The 15,441-nt window shown below is 73.5% G+C and carries 17 protein-coding genes; 9 read left to right on the plus strand and 8 right to left on the minus strand.

The annotated features are described in order from the left end of the window. Nucleotides 1-26: 26 nt before the first annotated feature. The gene (locus C3489_RS32645) at nt 27-1,205 is read right to left on the minus strand and encodes an acyltransferase (protein WP_103785735.1); all 1,179 of its coding nucleotides are present in this window, start codon (nt 1,203-1,205) and stop codon (nt 27-29) included. Between the two features lie 215 nt (nt 1,206-1,420). Next, on the minus strand, nt 1,421-2,050 hold the full coding sequence (locus tag C3489_RS32650) for an alpha-ketoglutarate-dependent dioxygenase AlkB (protein WP_103785736.1): 630 nt from the start codon (nt 2,048-2,050) through the stop codon (nt 1,421-1,423). A 130-nt stretch (nt 2,051-2,180) separates the two neighbouring features. On the opposite strand from C3489_RS32650, the gene C3489_RS32655 reads away from it, so the two are divergent. After that, nucleotides 2,181-2,810, plus strand: coding sequence for a TetR/AcrR family transcriptional regulator (locus C3489_RS32655; protein WP_103785737.1), 630 nt, complete (start codon nt 2,181-2,183; stop codon nt 2,808-2,810). Nucleotides 2,811-2,823: 13 nt separating this feature from the next. Continuing rightward, nucleotides 2,824-4,497, plus strand: coding sequence for an FAD-binding dehydrogenase (locus C3489_RS32660; protein ID WP_103785738.1), 1,674 nt, complete (start codon nt 2,824-2,826; stop codon nt 4,495-4,497). Between the two features lie 23 nt (nt 4,498-4,520). Here C3489_RS32660 and C3489_RS32665 read toward each other — a convergent pair whose 3' ends face one another. After that, on the minus strand, nt 4,521-4,874 hold the full coding sequence (locus C3489_RS32665; RefSeq protein WP_103785739.1) for a DUF488 domain-containing protein: 354 nt from the start codon (nt 4,872-4,874) through the stop codon (nt 4,521-4,523). 210 nt (nt 4,875-5,084) lie between these two features. Between C3489_RS32665 and C3489_RS32670 the strand changes: the two genes are divergently transcribed. Beyond that, nucleotides 5,085-6,509 (plus strand): M1 family metallopeptidase, encoded by a 1,425-nt coding sequence (locus C3489_RS32670; RefSeq protein ID WP_103785740.1) that lies wholly within the window; start codon nt 5,085-5,087, stop codon nt 6,507-6,509. A 70-nt stretch (nt 6,510-6,579) separates the two neighbouring features. Then, nucleotides 6,580-7,041, plus strand: coding sequence for a DUF6098 family protein (locus tag C3489_RS32675; RefSeq protein ID WP_103785741.1), 462 nt, complete (start codon nt 6,580-6,582; stop codon nt 7,039-7,041). 19 nt (nt 7,042-7,060) lie between these two features. Here the strand turns inward: C3489_RS32675 and C3489_RS32680 are convergent, their stop codons facing one another. Together C3489_RS32680 and C3489_RS32685 are read right to left on the minus strand one after the other, a co-directional pair. Continuing rightward, a complete protein-coding gene (locus tag C3489_RS32680) occupies nt 7,061-7,309 on the minus strand; it encodes a WhiB family transcriptional regulator (protein WP_103785742.1) in 249 nt (82 codons plus the stop codon). A gap of 131 nt (nt 7,310-7,440) precedes the next feature. Then, nucleotides 7,441-8,343, minus strand: a complete 903-nt coding sequence (locus C3489_RS32685) for a LysR family transcriptional regulator ArgP (protein ID WP_103785743.1) — start codon at nt 8,341-8,343, stop codon at nt 7,441-7,443. A gap of 77 nt (nt 8,344-8,420) precedes the next feature. On the opposite strand from C3489_RS32685, the gene C3489_RS32690 reads away from it, so the two are divergent. Together C3489_RS32690 and C3489_RS32695 are read left to right on the plus strand one after the other, a co-directional pair. Then, the gene (locus C3489_RS32690) at nt 8,421-9,032 is read left to right on the plus strand and encodes a LysE/ArgO family amino acid transporter (protein ID WP_103785744.1); all 612 of its coding nucleotides are present in this window, start codon (nt 8,421-8,423) and stop codon (nt 9,030-9,032) included. 83 nt (nt 9,033-9,115) lie between these two features. Beyond that, nucleotides 9,116-10,420 carry an MFS transporter gene (locus C3489_RS32695; protein ID WP_103785745.1) on the plus strand — a complete coding sequence of 435 codons (1,305 nt, stop codon included), beginning with the start codon at nt 9,116-9,118 and terminating at the stop codon, nt 10,418-10,420. Nucleotides 10,421-10,483: 63 nt separating this feature from the next. Here C3489_RS32695 and C3489_RS32700 read toward each other — a convergent pair whose 3' ends face one another. The 3 genes from C3489_RS32700 to C3489_RS32710 form a co-directional block, all read right to left on the minus strand. Next, a complete protein-coding gene (locus tag C3489_RS32700; RefSeq protein WP_103785746.1) occupies nt 10,484-10,933 on the minus strand; it encodes a cyclic nucleotide-binding domain-containing protein in 450 nt (149 codons plus the stop codon). Between the two features lie 285 nt (nt 10,934-11,218). Next, complete coding sequence (locus tag C3489_RS32705; protein ID WP_103785747.1) at nt 11,219-12,685, minus strand: aminotransferase class I/II-fold pyridoxal phosphate-dependent enzyme; 1,467 nt, start codon at nt 12,683-12,685, stop codon at nt 11,219-11,221. A 50-nt stretch (nt 12,686-12,735) separates the two neighbouring features. After that, entirely contained in the window at nt 12,736-12,948 is a 213-nt protein-coding gene (locus tag C3489_RS32710; RefSeq protein WP_103785748.1) for a hypothetical protein, read from the minus strand. A 272-nt stretch (nt 12,949-13,220) separates the two neighbouring features. On the opposite strand from C3489_RS32710, the gene C3489_RS32715 reads away from it, so the two are divergent. The 3 genes from C3489_RS32715 to C3489_RS32725 all read left to right on the plus strand — a co-directional run. Beyond that, on the plus strand, nt 13,221-13,652 hold the full coding sequence (locus C3489_RS32715) for an ATP-binding protein (protein ID WP_103785749.1): 432 nt from the start codon (nt 13,221-13,223) through the stop codon (nt 13,650-13,652). Nucleotides 13,653-13,848: 196 nt separating this feature from the next. After that, nucleotides 13,849-14,694 (plus strand): SigB/SigF/SigG family RNA polymerase sigma factor, encoded by an 846-nt coding sequence (locus tag C3489_RS32720; protein ID WP_103785750.1) that lies wholly within the window; start codon nt 13,849-13,851, stop codon nt 14,692-14,694. A 174-nt stretch (nt 14,695-14,868) separates the two neighbouring features. Beyond that, nucleotides 14,869-15,441: DUF1206 domain-containing protein (locus C3489_RS32725; RefSeq protein ID WP_103785751.1), on the plus strand; the 573-nt coding region annotated here is incomplete at its 3' end.

The raw sequence follows: 15,441 nt of genomic DNA on the forward strand, positions 1-15,441 counted from the left end.
TGATCGTCGGCAGACAGCAAAGCAGATCACGGAGGCGGAGGGGAGGGTGGGGCGGGACGCATGCCGAAGAGGAAGCGGGTCGCGCGGGTTCGGCGTATGACACCGGCGTACAGCAGCCAGATCACCACGAGCGAACCGGTCACGATGGCCGCGTACTTGACGACGGCGGGCACGGACCAGCCGACCACGCCGTAGGCGAGGGCGACCACGACGGGCTGGTGCAGCACGTACAGCGGCAGCGCGGCGACGGCCAGGTAGCCCCGTGCCCGGCCGCGCGGGCCCGCCTTCGGCCGTGACGCGTGGGGCCGGTCCAGCAGGCCGAGCAGGGCCAGCACCCAGCACCAGCCGGCCGCGCCGAACAGCGCGCGGGTGGCCGTCGCGAAGGGCGTCCACGCGGTGAAGGGGTCGTCCAGGGTGACGAACCCCGGAGCGGTCGCCGCGAACAGGGCGAGGCCCAGCGCGGCGACCGGCACGGTGAGGCGGCGGGTGGCGGCGCGGACGCGTTCGTCGTCGGCGAGGGCGTGGCCGTAGAGGAAGAACAGCAGATACGCCCAGCGGTTCCAGCCCGCGAACCCCTCCTCCATGCCCAGCAGTGCGTTGACGGTGGCGAGCGGCAGAGCGGGCAGCAGGAGGAGGGCGGGGCGGCGGACGAGCGCCGGCACGGCCCGGGCGGCCGCGTCCGCCAGCGGCCGCGCGAGCGGTGCCAGCAGCAGACAGAACGTGAGCAGCAGGACGACGAACCAGAGGTGACCGGTCTCGAAGTACCGGCCGTCCAGCACGAAGGGGAAGTCGCTCACGTCCGGACGGACGGTGAGGAAGCGGGGCCAGAAGTGCGCGTAGGACTCGTGGTAGCCGGGGTCGGCGGCGCGCAGCCGCAGCCACTGCGGCAACGGGTTGAGCGCGAGCGTGGCGAACACCAGGGGGACGCCGAGGCGCAGCAGGCGTTCCCGGGCGAAGCCGCCGGGGCCGCGGCGGTACAGGGAGTGCCGCGCGCCCAGGCCGACGACGAGGAACAGCATGGGCATCGCCCACACCACGCCGAGCCCGGCGAGCACGGTCACGGCCCCGGTCGTCCCGGCGTTCTTGACGTAGAAGTCGTCGTCGGGGGAGAAGACCAGGGCGGCGTGGAAGAAGACCAGACCGAGGACGACGAGGGTACGCAGCAGGTCCAGTTCGGTGCGCCGGGCCGCGGGCTGCGGGGTCATCCGCCCCAGTGTGGCCGCGCCACGACGGGGACGACAGCGTTCCGCCGCGCGTTGCGGCTCGGTGCCGCCGCTTTCGGCTCGGCGCCGCGTCTGCGGCTCAGCGCCGCCGCTTCCGGTCAGCTCCACGCCTGCGGTTCAGCGCCGCCCCGCCCGGCTCAGCCCCGCGGCTCCCGACTCAACCCCGCTCCGCCCGGCTCATCCCCGCCCCTCCCCGCTCACCGCACACCCTGCGGGCGGAACTGGATGCTGATGCGGGGACCGGTGGCCCGGGTGGTCTTCGGTATGCAGTGTTCCCAGGTCCGCTGGCAGGAGCCGCCCATCACGATCAGGTCGCCGTGGCCGAGGGGCCGGCGGACCGTGCCGCCGCCGCCCCGCGCCGGGCGCAGCAGCAGATCGCGCGGGGCGCCCACGGACAGGATCGCGACCATGGTGTTCTCCCGCGCGCCCCGGCCGATCCGGTCCCCGTGCCAGGCGACGCTGTCCCGGCCGTCCCGGTAGAAGCACAGCCCGGCCGTGGTGAACGGCTCGCCCAGCTCCTCGGCGTAGTGCGCGGACAGCAGGTCGCGGGCCTCGGCGAGCACCGGGTGCGGCAGCGGGTCGTCGGCGCCGTAGAAGCACAGTAGCCGCGGTACGTCGACGACCTGGTCGTACATCTTCCGCCGCTCGGCCCGCCAGGGCACCTCGGCGGCCAGCTGTTCGAACAGGGCGTCCGCCCCGGTCAGCCAGCCCGGCAGCACGTCGATCCAGGCGCCGGAACCCAGCTCGGTCCGGCGGACCCGGTCGAGCGGGCCGAGGCGCAGCTCGTCGGTCTGGTCGAACAGGGAGCCCTGGAGATGCGTGGCCATGGAACCCAGCGTACTCCTCAATCGAAAATGTGTTCCCATGGCGATCCGGGAGCTCCGCGGCCCCTGTGATCGGGCTCTTTCGATACATCGATGTATCGAATACATTCATGTATCGAACGGAGGTGGCCGCATGCCCACGCACCCCACGGCCCCGCGCGTCACCCGGCGCCGGGTGCGCACGCGGGCGGATCTGCTCGACGCCGCCTTCTCGGTGTTCGCCGCCAAGGGGTTCGGGCGGGTCTCCATCGAGGAGGTCTGCGACGCGGCCGGCTACAGCCGGGGCGCCTTCTACTCCAACTTCTCCAGCCTCGACGAACTGTTCTTCGCGCTGTACGAGCAGCGCGCCGGCCTGATCGCCGAGCAGGTCGCCGGCGCCCTCGCCCAGGACGGCCCCGACCTGGACGTGACAGCGTCGGTCGACCGGGTCACCGAGGTGCTGCTGCTCGACGTGGACTGGCTGCTGGTGAAGACGGACTTCCTGGTGCACGCCGCCCGCGCCCCGGAGGTCGCCCGCACCCTGCTGGAGCACCGCGCACGGCTGCGCCGGGCCATCGCCGACCGGCTGGCCCGCGCCACCGCGCACACCCCGCTGCCCGCCGTGCTCGGCGACGCGGACGGCGCCGCCCACGCCGTCGTCGCCGCCTACGACGGCGTCACCACCCAACTGCTGCTGGACAAGGACGTCGAGCACGCTCGCACCTGGCTCAAGCAGCTGCTCACCGCGCTGCTGACGGACGGCAGCACACCCCCCGGACAGTGAAGGGAACGCTCGCATGGAAGCGGACGTCATCGTCGTCGGAGCCGGACTCGCCGGCCTGGTCGCGGCGCACGAACTGACCAGCAGGGGCAGGCGCGTCGCCCTCGTCGACCAGGAGAACGCCGCCAACCTCGGCGGACAGGCGTTCTGGTCCTTCGGCGGACTGTTCCTCGTCGACTCCCCGGAGCAGCGGCGCCTGGGCATCAAGGACTCCTTCGACCTGGCCTGGAGCGACTGGCAGGGCAGCGCGGCCTTCGACCGGCTCGCCGACGAGGACTCCTGGGCGGTGCGCTGGGCGCGCGCCTACGTCGAGTGGGCGGCGGGGGAGAAGCGGTCCTGGCTCACCGGCCACGGCATCGAGCTGCTGCCCACCGTCGGCTGGGCCGAGCGCGGCGGCCTGCGCGCCGACGGGCACGGCAACTCCGTGCCCCGCTTCCACATCGCCTGGGGCACCGGCACGGGGGTGGTCGAGCCGTTCGCCGACCACGCCCGGCAGGCCGCGCGCGACGGGCTGCTCACCTTCCACCACCGCCACCGCGTCGACGAGCTCGTCATCGAGGGCGGCGCGGCCCGGGGCGTGCGCGGCAAGGTGCTGGCCGACGACGACTCGCCGCGCGGCGTCGCCTCCAACCGCGAGGAGGTGGCCGACTTCGAGCTCACCGCCCAGGCCGTGATCGTCACCAGCGGCGGCATCGGCGCCGACCACGACATCGTCCGCCGCTACTGGCCCGAGCGGCTCGGCACCCCGCCCGCCGAGATGGTCACCGGCGTGCCCGCCTACGTCGACGGCCGCATGCTCGACATCAGCGCCGAGGCCGGCGTCCGCCTGGTCAACCGCGACCGCATGTGGCACTACACCGAGGGGCTGCAGAACTGGAGCCCGATCTGGCCCGGCCACGGCATCCGCATCCTGCCCGGCCCGTCCTCCCTGTGGTTCGACGCCCTCGGCCGCCGCCTGCCCGACCCCTGCCTGCCCGGCTACGACACCCTCAGCACCCTGAAGTACCTGCGCACCACCGAGGACATCGCCGGCTACGACCACTCCTGGTTCATCCTCACCCGGAAGATCGTCGAGAAGGAGTTCGCGCTGTCGGGCTCGGAGCAGAACCCCGACATCACCGCCAAGGACAAGCACGCCGTGCTGCGCGACCGCCTCCTCGGCAAGGGCGCCCCCGGCCCGGTCGCCGACTTCCTGCGGCACGGCGCGGACTTCGTCGTCGCCGACACCCTGGAGGCGCTGGTGGAGAAGATGAACGGCCTCACCGACAAGCCCCTCCTCGACGCGGACACCATCCGCCGCCAGATCGAGGCGCGCGACCTGCAGATCGCCAACCCCTACAGCAAGGACGCCCAGGTGCAGGGCATCCGCAACGCCCGCCGCTACATCGGCGACCGCCTCGGCCGCGTCGCCACCCCGCACCGCGTCCTCGACCCGGCCGCCGGTCCCCTCATCGGCGTCAAGCTGCACATCCTCACCCGCAAGACTCTCGGCGGCATCCAGACCGACCTCGACTCGCGCGCCCTGGGCCTGGACGGCACGCCGATCGACGGTCTGTACGCGGCCGGTGAGGTCGCCGGCTTCGGCGGCGGAGGCGTGCACGGCTACAACGCGCTGGAGGGCACCTTCCTCGGCGGCTGCCTGTTCTCCGGGCGCGCGGCCGGGCGGGCGGCCGCCGCGCAGACCGGCTGAGGCCTGCCGCTTCCCGCCGCCTCCTACCGCTTCTTGAGCAGACCGGCCAGCACCGCGGCGTGGGACTCCTCGGGAGCCTTGGAGGCGGTCAGCAGCGTCACCCGGCCCCGCCGGGCCGACTGCCGGAGCCGGTCGAGGAGTTCGGCCGCCTCCGGCTCGGCCAGCTCGGCCTCGTAACGCTGCCGGAAGTCCTCGTAGGAGCCCTCGCCCGCGTGGTACCAGCGCCGCAGCTCCGTCGACGGGGTCAGCCCCTTGGGCCACTCGTCGACGTGCGCGGCGTCCTTGGCCAGGCCCCGCGGCCACAGCCGGTCCACCAGGACCCGGACACCGTCGTCCGGCTCCGGAGGGTCGTACACACGACGCACACGCACGCTCATGGGCGGGCCTTTCTGCGGGGGTCGCTCATGGCGGGACCTCTGGGGTGCGGGTCGCTCACGGCGGACCTCTCTGCGGGGCGGTCGCTGCGAGCGTAATGCGGGCCGCCCGGGCGACGCCGTACGACGTGGCCTGAACGAGGGGCTCCGCAGGGGCCCGCGCCTCCTACGCTGAGGGCCGGTTGATCACCCGGCATCCCACAAGGAGCGCATGTGAGCCGATCCCGGCAGCTGTCCGCCAGACGCACCGCCTCCCTCAGCCGCACCGCCGTCCTCGCCACCGTCCCCGTCGCCCTCGCGGCGCTGCTCGCCACCGCCGCGCCCGCGGCGGCCGGCACGACGGGCGCCTCCGGCGTCGGCGACCCCTACTTCCCGCTCGCCGGCAACGGCGGCTACGACGCCGCCCACTACGACCTGACGCTCAGCTACGACACCCGCACCCGCCGGCTCGACGGCCGAGCGGCCATCACCGCGCGCGCCACGCAGCGCCTGACCCGCTTCGACCTCGACCTGAGCGGCCTGACCGTCACCGGCGTCACCGTCGACCACGTCAAGACCGCCTACCGCCGCGACGGCCAGGAACTCGTCGTCACACCCCGCCGCGCCCTGCGCAAGGGGCAGAGCTTCCGGGTCACCGTCACCTACAACGGCACCCCGAAGCCGGTCACCGACCCCGACGGCTCCCTCGACGGCTGGATCCCCACCGACGACGGGGCGTTCGTCGCCGGGGAGCCGCAGGGTGCCATGACCTGGTTCCCGGCGAACAACCACCCCACGGACAAGGCGTCGTACGACTTCACCCTCACCGTGCCCCGGGGACGCACCGCCGTCGCCAACGGCGTCCTGCTCGGCACCCGCTCCACGTCCGCCACCACGACGTTCCGCTGGCACCAGGCCGAACCCATGGCCGCCTACCTGGCCACCGCCACCATCGGCGCCTTCCGAGTGCGGCAGTACACCACCCCCGACGGCATCCGGGTCTACGACGCCGTCGACCCGCGCGAGGCCGGCGCTGCCACGCCCGTGCTCAAGCAGCTGCCGTCGGTCCTGACGTGGGAGAGCAAGATCTTCGGGCCGTACCCCTTCCGGGCCGCGGGCTCCATCGTCGACCACGCGCCGGACGTCGGCTACGCGCTGGAGACGCAGACCCGGCCCGTGTACGACTCCGCGCCGGACCTCGGCACCCTCGTGCACGAGACGGCCCACCAGTGGTTCGGCGACTCCGTCTCGCTCACCACCTGGAAGGACATCTGGCTCAACGAGGGCTTCGCCACCTACGCCGAGTGGCTCTACGACGAGCAGCACGGCGGCCCGAGCGCCCAGCGGACCTTCGACACGCTCTACGCCCGCCCCGCGAGCGACGGCCTGTGGGCCTACCCGCCCGGCGACCCCGGCAGCGGCGCCCGCATCTTCGGCACGCCCGTCTACGCCCGCGGCGCGATGGCTCTGCACGCCCTGCGCCGGGCCGTCGGCGACCGGGCCTTCCTGCGCGTCCTGCGGGCCTGGGCGAGCGAGCACCGCGCCGGCCACGGGACGACGGACGGCTTCATCGCCCTCGCCGGGCGCCTGTCCGGCAAGGACCTGGACGCCCTGCTGCGCACGTGGCTCTACGCGCCCGGCAAGCCTGCGGTGTCCTGACACGCCCCTGATTCCCCGCGTGTCCCACGGGTACTCCGTCGGGGCCGACGGCGATGAGGGAGGTCCTGCCATGCACGAAGGGGACGACCTGCCGGTCGTACGCACGCTCGCCGAGCTCACCGACCTGGTGGAGGGCAACCGACGGCTGTACGTCCGCTGGTCGAAGGGGCCGGACACCGATCTCGGTGACGTCTCCAGCACCGACGAGCTCACGGGCGTCCCCATGCCGGGCCTTTCCGCCAATCCGCTCGACGAGGAACGCTGGTGGGAGGGCCGCCCGCTCAGGCTCTGGGTGGCCCGCCGGCTCTACGACTACGCCCATCTGCCGCATGAGAAGGGCCCCGGCATCCGACCCTGGGTGCTCCAGGGGCGCGAGACGGGGCGCGGGCCGGACAACGAGCCCCTGGTCGCCGAGGTGCGCCCGATGTGCTGGATCGACCCCGGAGTGATCGACGAGGCCCGCGCGGAGGTGGAGAACCAGACCCACGACTGGGGGCCGCTGGACCGCACCGGCCACGGCCGGGGGTCCTGACCGGGGCGGCCGCCCGGTGTCATCCGGAGCGGCGGCTGCCCACCCGGCGGCGCAGCGCCCGGCGCTCCGTCTCGCTGGTGCCGCCCCAGACGCCGATCGTCTGGTCGGTGTCCAGCGCGAACCGCAGACACGGCTCCCGCACCGGGCAGCCCCGGCACACCGCCTTCGCCTGCTCGGTCTGGACCAGCGACGGCCCGGAGGTGCCGATCGGGAAGAACAGGTCGGGGTCCTCGTGACGGCACGCGGCGTGCTCTCGCCAGTTGTCCATCAAAGTCACCTTCGATCGTGCATCGACGTCTTGCGTGGCCTTGCGGATGATTTACTCGCTTTCGGGTCACCTGTCGATGCGCGGGCGAAACTACCCATTGTTCCCGACCTGTTGGGTGGGACGGCCGCGGGTCAGCCGCGCAGCGCCCGCGCGGCCGTCGCCGCGACCGCGTCGGCGACCATGGCCAGCGCGGGGGAGTCCAGCCGCCACTGCTGCCAGTACAGCGGGACGTCCACGGCCTGCTCCGGTGCCAGCTCCACCAGGCGCCCGGCGCGCAGCAGCGGTCCGGCCTGGGCCTCGGGCACCATGCCCCAGCCCAGCCCGCCGGCGACGCACTCGGCGAACCCCTCCGAGGTGGGCACGTGGTGGCGCAGCGTGCTCGCGCCGCCCCGGCCGCCGCGCAGCCGGCGGACGAACCCGTCCTGGAAGTCGTCGCGCCGGTCGAAGACGATCACCGGCGCCTCGGAGAGCGCCTCGCGCAGCGGGGCGTCCGACAGATGCCGGGCCACGAAGTCCGGGGCGGCGACCGGCAGATAGCGCATCCGGCCGAGGGCCCGCACCGAGCACCCGGGCACCGCGTCGGGGGAGGAGGTCACCGCCGCCATCACCACACCCTCGCGCAGCAGCGCCGCCGTGTGGTCCTCGTCCTCGCGGCGCAGCTCGCAGCAGATCCGCGCCTCCTCGGGCAGCCGGGCCAGCGCGCCCAGGAACCAGGTGGCCAGCGAGTCGGCGTTCACCGCCACCGGCACCCGCACCGGCTCCCCGGCTCCGCTCAGCCCCAGCTCGGCGTGGGCGTCCCGCTCCAGCCGGGCCAGCTGGCGGGCCAGCCGCACCAGCACCGCGCCCGACTCGGTGGGCCGCACCGGCTTGGTGCGCTGGAGCAGGACGCGCCCGGTGCGCTGTTCGAGGGCCTTCACCCGCTGGCTGACCGCCGACGGCGTCACATGCAGGGCGGCCGCGGCCGCGTCGAAGGTGCCCTCGTCGACCACCGCCAGCAGCGTGCGGACCTGGTCCAGGGGAAGCTCTCCGGCCATCGCGTCATCACCTATGCTAATGATACGTAAGAATCTTTAGCTGTACGTGGAGTGATCGCTTCCGTAGCGTCGACGCCATGTCCGGCTCTCTCGCCGCCGCTGCCGCCGGATTCGGCACCGGCCTGTCGCTCATCGTCGCCATCGGCGCGCAGAACGCCTTCGTCCTGCGCCAGGGCATCCGCCGGGACGCGGTCCTCGCCGTCGTCGGGATCTGCGCCCTGTCCGACGCCGCCCTCATCGCCCTCGGCGTGGGCGGGGTCGGCGCCCTGGTGGTGGCGTGGCCGGGCGCGCTGACGGCGGTCGGCTGGATCGGCGGCGCGTTCCTGCTGTGCTACGGCGCCCTCGCCGCCCGGCGCGTGCTGAGGCCCGGGGCGCTCGACGCGGGCGGGGAGGCGGTCGGGTCCCGCCGCCGGGCCGTGCTCACCTGCTTGGCGATGACCTGGCTGAACCCGCACGTCTACCTCGACACCGTCTTCCTGCTCGGCTCCATCGCCGCCGATCGCGGGCCGCTGCGCTGGACGTTCGGTCTCGGCGCCGCGCTGGCCAGCCTGTGCTGGTTCACCGCCCTGGGCTTCGGCGCCCGCCTGCTCAGCCGTTTCCTGGCCCGCCCGGCCGCGTGGCGGGTGCTGGACGCACTGGTCGCCGCCACCATGATCGTCCTCGGTGTGTCGCTGATCGCGGGGAGCTGAGCCGGCGTCAGGCACGACACCCGGCCGGTGCTGCGATAGTGAACCCCGGCAACAGAAAGATGTAGCGACCATCCAGGGAAGTCGTGGACACCAGCGAGAGCACCACCGAAGAGAAGGAACAACCCCGGGCGGCGGCCCCGCCCACCGCCGCGCGCACCGGCTGGCGCCGCTGGGCGATGGACACCCGCCCGCTGCGCCGGCCGGCCTACCGGCGGCTGTGGTCCTCCACCGTCGTCACCGCCGTCGGCAGCCAGCTCACCGCCGTCGCCGTGCCCAAGCAGATCTACGACATCACCGGCTCCTCCGCCTGGGTCGGCTACGCCGGCCTCGCCGGTCTGGTCCCCATGGTGGTGTTCGCGCGGTGGGGCGGCGCGGTCGCGGACACCGTGGACCGCCGCAAGCTGCTGCTCGTCACCAACACCGGCATCGCCGTCACCTCGGTGCTGTTCTGGGTCCAGGCCGCCACCGGACTGGACTCCGTCGCGGTGCTCATGACGCTGCTCGCCGCGCAGCAGGCCTTCTTCGGCCTCAACGCGCCCGCCCGCAACGCCTCCATCGCCCGCCTGGTCCCCGCCGGGGAACTGGCCGCCGCGAACGCGCTCGGCTCCACCGTCACCCAGACCGGCCTGGTCGCCGGACCCCTCCTCGCGGGCGCCCTGATACCCGTGATCGGCCTGCCCGAGCTGTACCTCATGGACGCCCTCGCCCTGTGCGTCACGCTGTGGGCGGTCTTCCGGCTGCCGGCGCTGCCCCCGCTCGGGCGGTCGGCGGCCCGGCGCGCGGGCCTGCGGCAGATAGCGGAGGGCTTCCGCTACATCTCCGGCCACAAGGTGCTGCTGTTGTCCTTCCTGGCCGACATCGTCGCGATGGTGCTCGGCATGCCCCGCGCGCTGTTCCCGCAGCTCGCCGCACAGACCTACGCCCCCTACGGGGAGGGCCTCGCGCTCGGCCTGCTGTTCGCCGCGATCCCGATCGGCGCGGTGCTGGGCGGCCTGTTCTCCGGCACCTTCTCCCGGGCCCGCCGGCACGGCTGGATGGTGATCGGCGCGGTCGTCGCCTGGGGTGCGGCGATCACCGGGTTCGGGCTGAGCGGCAGCCTGTGGCTCGCCGTGGTGTTCCTGGCGGCGGCCGGCGTCGCGGACATGGTCTCGATGGTCTTCCGCGGGGCGATCCTGCTGTCCGCGGCCACCGACGAGATGCGCGGCCGGATGCAGGGGGTGTTCACCGTCGTCGTCGCGGGCGGCCCGCGCCTGGCCGACGTCCTGCACGGCACGGCCGGCTCGGCCTTCGGCCCCCGCACGGCGGTGGCGGGCGGGGGCCTGCTCGTCATCACCGTGATGCTGCTGCTGGCCGTGGCGATGCCCGCGCTGCGGCGCTACCGGATCTGAACCGTGTCCGGGCGAGCGAGCCTGACCCGGTGACGGGGTGTCCTCCTGCCTCGTCCGCCCGCGTCAGCGGCTGCGGCGCATCGAGTACTGCTCCATCAGCTTGTTGCGGGTGGTCTCCAGGCGGTGCGCCAGGATCTCGGCGACGATCCGCATCAGCGTCAGTCCGAGTGCCGGCTCCTCCTCGCACAGCCGCAGCACCGGCTGCGCGTGGAACTCGTAGGCGCGCACCGGGCTGAACGCCTCGGCGCCGAAGTCCCACTCGTACGGCGGGAAGAGCCAGGACCAGCCGAGCAGGTCGCCCGCGCCCAGGGAGGCGACGGTGACCCGCTGGATCGACGTCACCTGCTGGGTCAGTGAGACCGAGCCGGAGCGGATGACCCAGAAGCGGTCGGCCCGCCCGCCCGCCTCGAAGATGCGGGTGTCCTCCGGGAAGGAGACCTCATGGGCGAGCTCCATGAGACGTCCGCGCTGGGGCGGGGGCAGGGCGGTCAGCAGTTTCGTCGCTTTGGTCATGGCTCGGGGCTCCTCGCCGGCGATGGTTCCGGTGCATTCCCTACGCCCATTTCAGCCGCTGCCGGGCTCGCGGGCACCTCGGCGGACGGCGTGAGTGCGCGGCGCGAGCCGTTCTGGTGCGGGTCGCGGGCATGAAAAAGCCCTGGCTGGACGGGGGAAGCCAGCCAGGGCCGTAAGGGGTGGCGTACGGAGGACTGCGATGGTCGACCCCGTCGCCACGTATGGATGAACCGTAAACCATTCGGGCTGCGGACGGCCAACCGGAAACGGGTCACGTGACCCGTTTCACTTCACCACCCGCACGGTCTCCAGCTCCGGGTCACCCGGGTCGGGCAGGTACATCCCCGCGGCGAGCCCCGTGCGCAGATAGCGCAGCACCGGCTCGGTCAGCCGCTCGCCGGGCAGCACCGCCGGGATGCCGGGCGGGTACGGAGTGATCATCTCGGCCGCGATCCGCCCCGCGGCCTCGGCCACGGGCACGTCCTCGGCCGGTCCGAAGAAGGCATCGCGCGGCAGCGCCACCTGCTCCAGCCGCAGCTCGTCCGGCGACGGCACGTCGACTTCAGGGGACGGCCGCAGTTCGGGCGCGACGCGGGCCAGGTCCTTGAGCGCGGCCAGCAGCTCGCCGGTGGTCTCCCGGTCGTCCCCGTGGGTGATCTGCGCCCCGATCCGCCGGTGGTCGACCAGGTGCATCTCCACCTCGCGGTGCTCGCGCAGCCAGTCCGCCGCCCGGTAGCCGGTGACACCGAGACCGCTGACGTCGATGATCGTCGGCAGCGGGTCGAAGTCGTCGGCCATCCCCGCACCGCAGAAGTCGTCCCGGTCGTTGACGTGCAGCCCCTCGATCTCCTCGACGGCGGCCCGCACCTCCGAGGCGAGGTCCAGCGCGCAGCCCATGATCTCCCGCCCGCGCAGCGCCATCTGCCGCCGCCAGCCGTCCAGGCCCGCGTAGATCAGCACCGAGGGGCTGGTCGTGCCCAGCAGGTCCGAGCGGTTCTTCAGCAGCTGCGGCGGCACCAGATCGCCCCGCACATGGAAGACCGACCCCTGCTCAAGGCCGCTGCCCATCTTGTGGATGCTCGTCACGCAGATGTCGGCGCCCGCGTCCATCGCCCAGGACGGCAGGTCCGGGTGGAAGGGCAGATGGGCGCCCCACGCCTCGTCCACGATCAGCGGCACCCGCCGGGCATGGCACGCCTCGGCGATCCCGCGCAGATCCGCGCAGGCGCCGTACGGCGTCGGAGACGTCACCAGCGCGCCCTTGGCGTCCGGATGCGCGGCGAAGGCCCGCGCGAAGTCCTCGGCCGCGGGCGGATGCGCCAGATGCCGTTCGGCGTCCCAGCGGGGCTCCACCCACACCGGCTCGATGCCGGACAGGACGAGCCCCGACACCACCGACTTGTGCGCGTCCCGCCCGATCAGCAGCTTCTCGTGCGGGCCCGCCACCGACAGCATGGCCGCCTTCACGGACAGGGAGCTGCCGCAGGTGGTGAAGAAGGTGTGCTCGGCGTGCACCGCGTCGGCCATCAGCTCCTCGGCCCGCTCCAGCACCTGCCCGCGCGTCAGCCGGTCGTCCAGCCCGCCGGTGGCCAGGACGTCACCGAGGAACACCGCGTCGCCCAGCACCTCCCGTACGGCCGGGTCGGCGCCGCGGGCCTGCTTGTGGCCGGGCGGCGTGAACGACAGACGGCCCCGGCGACGGTAGTCGACCAGGGCTTGCAGAACCGGTGCTCGGGTGTGATCAGCAGCCATGGCCGCCGGGTTCCCCGCGCCGGCTCCCGGCAACCGGGCCGGCCGGGTGATCAGCTCTCGGCCGCGTGGGCGCCCGGCCTGAGGATCTCGTCCAGTACGCGCACCACCACCTCGTACGCGAGTGTGCGCACCTCGGCCTCGCGGGCCGATCCCCCGTCGCCTGCCGTGTTGCGCTCCCGCCAGGCGCGTGCCTCCTGCGCGGCGCAGGCCCGGGCGCGCTGGATGCGCCGCAACAGCTCGTCTGAGTCCACGACATCGGTCATGCCGTCCGACTACCCCGCCGTACGGGTCAAAGACCCGATCGACCGTGCGAATGACGGGAGTGTGCCCGAAAGGCCAGGTTTGCCGCGCCGCAGAGAGGTCAGCCGGACTACGAAGGCCCGCGCACCCCGAGAACAAGGGGGCTCGCCGGACGGCGCGCGAGGGCCCGTCGACGTCAGGTCGGCGCACGGCGTGACCACGCCGAGGGCACCGAGCGACCGCGCCCGCCGACCGCATCACCGAACCGCGCAGGGACCAGTGAGGGAGCGAGAGGATGAGCACGCAGCACGCCACCGATCCCCTGGGCGGGGACCGCACGTGCGAGGAGTGCGGTCCCTGCTGTCCGGCCGACGTCCGGGCGGCCGTACGCAGCGCCGTCGACCGGCGACGGCGGACCACGGGAGCCGACTGCGACGAGGAGGCGCTCTCCGACGCGCTGCTCGTCGCCTCGGAACTGGCCTCCAACGCCATCCTGCACGGGGGCGGAGTCACCGGCTTCACCGTGGACCTGGTGGCCGGGGGCGTACGCGTCTCCGTCTGCGACCGCAGCCGGCGGCTGCCGGTGGCGGCGGCCCCGACGGACGCCGAGGGACGGCGCAGGGTCGGTGGCCGGGGCTGGCCGATCGTGTGCCGCCTGTCCAGGGACGTGCACGTCACCGACCTGCCCGCCGGCGGCAAGCGCATCACCGCCGAGGTGCCCGTGTGACCACTCACCGCCCCTCGGCCGCCGGCCGTGTTTGCTGCCGGGGAGGAGGGGCACACGCAGTTTCGTGCTTCGGACCGGAGGCGCGTCAGCGGGAGCGGTACGGCTGCCCAGGTGTCTGACGGTGAACCGGACGGCACCCAGCACGCTCCCGCGGTAAGTCCCCTGAAACCTTCCTGTTCAGGAGCGAATCCGCATCATGCTGAGCGACATGTCGACAAGCCGACCTGGCACGGACGTCCGACCTGCCACGTCCCCCGGGCGGTCCCACGACGACGCCCCCGACACCGCGGAGGCGTTCACCCGCCTCAACGCGCTTGAGGACGGGCCCGAACGCGAGGCCCTGCGCGACGAGCTCGTCACCGCCTGGCTGCCCATGGCCCACCGCATCGCCGGCCGGTTCCGCGACCGCGGCGAGTCCCTGGAGGACCTGCGGCAGGTGGCCGCGCTGGGCCTGGTGAAGGCCATCGACCGCTACGACCCGTCCCGCGGGGCCTTCGAGAGCTACGCCGTGCCGACCATCACCGGCGAGGTCAAGCGGCACTTCCGGGACCGCATGTGGGCGCTGCGGGTGCCCCGGCGGGTGCAGGAGCTGCGCAACAAGGTGCGCCTGGCCCGCCGCGACCTCACCCAGAGCCCGGGCTCCCCGGAACCCTCCGTCGCCGCCATCGCCGAGCACACCGGCCTGACCGAGGAAGAGGTCGCCGCCGGCCTGGAGGCCCTGGACAGCTTCAGCACGCTGTCCCTGGACGCCGAGGTGTCCGCCGACGACGACGGCTACAGCCTCGCCGACACGCTGGGTGCGCCGGACGGCTCCTACGACATCGTCATCGACCGCGAGTCCGCCAAGGAGGGCCTGCGGCATCTGCCCGAACGTGAACGCGCCATCCTCTACATGCGCTTCTTCGAAGACATGACGCAAAGCAGGATCGCCGACCGCCTCGGCATCTCCCAGATGCACGTCTCCCGCCTGATCAGCCGCAGCTGCGCCAGGGTCCGCGAGGAGGCCATGGGCCGCCGCCAGGGCCGCACCGCACGCGACTGAGCCGCACCACGACGCCGTACGCCTTCCGGGTTCCGCACGGGCACGCCCCGCGGGAGCCGGGAGGCGTACGGCGTTTCGGCGCGCGCGCAGGGAAGGCGGGCCTTCTTTCGCGCGTGGGGCCGCACGGCGGCGTTTCTCCCGGAAGTCGGGGCATCCGCACGTCGGGAGGCGAGCATGAACACGTATGCCATGGGGCGAGAGGGCCGTGCCGAGGCCGAACGGCTGGCACGGGGGACGGTGACCGAGAGCGCGGCCCGCGCGGGACTGGCCGCGCGCGGGGTCGTGTATCTGCTCGTCGGGGCGCTGGCGCTGCAGATCTCCTTCGGGCACGGCGGCCGCCGCCAGGCCGACCGCGGCGGCGCCCTCGCCGAGCTGTCCCGGCAGCCGCTCGGTTCCGTGCTGCTGTGGGCGCTGGGCATCGGCCTCGGCGGGATGGCGGTGTGGCGGCTGTCGGAGGCGGTCTTCGGCTCAGCCGGGGCGCAGGGCCGTACCGCGAAGAAGCGGCTGCTCGCGGTGGCCCGCTGCGTGTTCTACTGCTGCGTCGCCTTCTCGGTGCTGTCCTTCGCGGCCGGCTCGGGCGGCGGCGGATCGAGCGACCGGCAGTCCCACGACGTCACCGCGCGGGTGCTCGACCTGCCCGCCGGGCAGTGGCTGGTCGGCGCGGCGGGGGCGGGCATCGTCGTCACCGGGGTGTGGATCGGCGCGGCGGCCGCGCGGCGCACCTACCGGGACGAGCTGCGGCGCGGG

Origin of the sequence: Streptomyces sp. Ru71 (assembly GCF_002920535.1) — a bacterium.
Lineage (GTDB): Bacteria > Actinomycetota > Actinomycetes > Streptomycetales > Streptomycetaceae > Streptomyces.